3 protein-coding genes are annotated in these 2,619 nt (G+C 67.4%); 2 read left to right on the forward strand and 1 reads right to left on the reverse strand.

The window, feature by feature from the left end; genetic code table 11:
* Nucleotides 1–208, forward strand: a 208-nt coding sequence (locus ACRDSQ_RS16935; protein ID WP_431422293.1) for an ISAzo13-like element transposase-related protein, incomplete at its 5' end; no start/stop codon positions are given.
* Nucleotides 209–283: 75 nt separating this feature from the next.
* Nucleotides 284–1,213: an IS1595 family transposase gene (locus ACRDSQ_RS16940; RefSeq protein ID WP_431422295.1), complete on the forward strand. Its 930-nt coding sequence runs from the start codon at nucleotides 284–286 to the stop codon at nucleotides 1,211–1,213.
* A 12-nt stretch (nucleotides 1,214–1,225) separates the two neighbouring features.
* Here the strand turns inward: ACRDSQ_RS16940 and ACRDSQ_RS16945 are convergent.
* On the reverse strand, nucleotides 1,226–2,619 hold a 1,394-nt coding region (locus ACRDSQ_RS16945), incomplete at its 5' end, for a molybdopterin-containing oxidoreductase family protein (RefSeq protein WP_431422297.1).

The following is a 2,619-nucleotide window of genomic DNA, read 5'->3' on the forward strand; positions in this document are numbered from 1 at the left end:
GCGGCGGGACTACGAGACGATCGTGCGCTTGATCGCGGGCACGACCACCGCCAAGGGGTTGGCCGTCTCCTGCCGCCTCGACCGGCGCAAGTATCCAGCCGGGCGAAAAGTGACGGACGAGGAGATGAAGACGATCCGCAGTACCCCGCAAGCGTTTCTTGGTGAATGGAACTACGTCATTCGCCCTCGGCTTGGTCAGATTCGATAAGCTTATTTCTACCTATCCGGTTGACTCAGCATAGCCCAGTATGTTGTGGTGGGTCCTCAAGGGAGAAGACGGAAGGTGCCTCGTCCCGACTTCCCGAAGACCCTCGCCGAATTTCAACGGCGATTTTCCACAGAGGACGCGTGCCGACGGTACCTCGTCGAGTCGCGCTGGCCTGACGGGTATCGGTGTCCTCGGTGTAAACATGCAGAGGCCTATCCGGTGGCGCGCGGGGCGCTGCTGCAGTGCCAAGGCTGTCGCTACCAGGTCTCGGTGACGGCGGGGACCGTGATGCATCGGACGCGCGTGGCTCTGCGCGACTGGTTCTGGGCGGCCTATCTGGTGACCACGCACTCGCCGGGGTTCTCCGCGCTGCAACTCCAACGACAGCTCGGTCTGGGACGGTATGAAACAACCTGGGTCATGCTGCAGAAGCTCCGTCGCGCCATGATCCGGCCCGAGCGCGACCGTATCGCCGGCATCGTCGAAGTGGACGAGACCTATCTCGGCGGCGCGGAGGAGGGCCGTGCCGGCGGTCGGTGGCGTGAGAGCAGGAAGTCGATCGTGGTGGCCGCGGTGGAAGTTCGTGGTCGTGGCACCGGCCGAATCCGACTCGGGACCGTGCCCGACGTGTCGGGCCCATCTCTTGTCGGGTTCGTCGAAACCGCCGTGGCTCCAGGGAGCACGGTCCGGACGGACGGCTGGCAGGGCTACGCCTCGCTCAAGCACCGCGGGTATGACCATCGGCCGACTACGCAAGGAGCGCCGAAAGAGGCGGCGGCATTGTTCCCGCGGGTCCATCGCGTCTTCACTCACCTGAAGACGTGGGTCTGGGGCACTCACCGCGGCGTGAGCCGCAAACATCTGCCTCACTACCTCAATGAGTTTGTTTTCCGCTTCAACCGGCGCAGGACACCGATGGCGGCGTTCCAGTCGCTTCTCGGGCTCACCGGTCAGCACAGCCCCACGACCTACCATGCCTTGTATGATGCTGAGTCAACCGGATAGGTAGAATTCGCGTTAGTGCCGCGCCACCTCGACGCGTGCGTCGTTGTAACAGGCGCCCTCGGAGATATCGGCGTGGTGGGTCGGCGCGAGCGCCGAGATCGTCTGTCCATTGTCGCTCGTGCGCATCCACGCGCCCTTGAGCGAGCACACGACGCCGGGCGGGACGTCGTCGGTGATCCGAAGCACCAGATGCACCTCGCCCAGGTCGTTCCAGATCTTGACGCGATCGCCGTCCCGTAGATTCCGGGCGCGCGCGTCGTCGGGATGCATCTCCAGCGGCGGCGGCGGCGCGCTGTCTCGGCAGCCGCCGAACGTGGCGGTGATGCGCTTGTCGGACGCCGGTGAGATCAGCGCGAGCGGGTAGGGCGAGTCGACCGGCCGGTAATCCGCGAGCGGAGCCCCGTACTTGTTGGCGAGATAGGTCGACACGAGCTCGACCTTGCCCGACGGGGTCTTGGGGAACACGTTGCCGAACAGCACGAACTCCTCGCCTTCGCCCGACACGGTCATGGCCGTCGCGCGGTCGGTGGGAATCCGGCTCGGGCGCACGCCGCCGAGGCGCGGATCGGCCGGGTCGAGCGCGTCGTCCATCAGCTCGGCGTCCGTCGCCGTGAACGCCGCGTCGCTGAAGCCGAAGCGCCCCGCGAGCCGGCGGAAGATCTCCGTGTTGGGGAGCGCCTGGCCTTGCGGCGGGATGACCGGCTGGGAGCGCTGGAGCCAGTGCGTGCCATACGCGGCGAAGAGATCATCGTGCTCGAAGTGGCTGCACGCGGGGAGGACGACGTCGGCGTAGTCGAGACTGTCCGTCATGACCACGTCCGAGCCGACGATGAAGAGATCCTCGCGGGCGAGACCCCGGCGCATGCGGTTCTGGTCGGGATGCACGACGAGCGGGTTGTGGTTGTAGATGAACAGCGCCTTGATCGGCGGGGCCAGGCTCGGATCGAGCAGGTGGCGGCCGAGGTCGATGATGTTGAGGGCCCGCGTGCCCGACGGCACGAAGTCGGGCCGCGCCAGCCGCGCGGGGGTCTTCGGGAACGCGAAGCCCGCGCTGTTGACGAGCCCGCCGCCTCGCCCACCCAGCTTGCCGGCCAGCGCGGGCAGCGCGAAGACCGCGCGGATGCCGCTGCCCCCGTTCTGATTGCGCTCGAGACCGTTGCCGACGCTGATCGCCACCGGCGAGGCCGTGCGGAACCACCCGGCGAACTCGCGGATCTGCGCCTCCGGCACCCCGCAGATGCGGGCCGCGACGTCCGGCGGATACCGGCGCACGCGCTCCATGTACGGCTCGAAGCCCTCGACGTGCTGCGCGATGAAGTCGCGGTCGAGCGCGCCCAGGCGCTCGAGCTCGTTGGTCACCGCCCACGCGAGCACGACGTCGGTGCCGGGCCGCAGGGCCAGGTGCA

It is taken from the genome of Actinokineospora sp. (assembly GCF_050699995.1).
Taxonomy (GTDB): Bacteria; Actinomycetota; Actinomycetes; order Mycobacteriales; family Pseudonocardiaceae; genus Actinokineospora.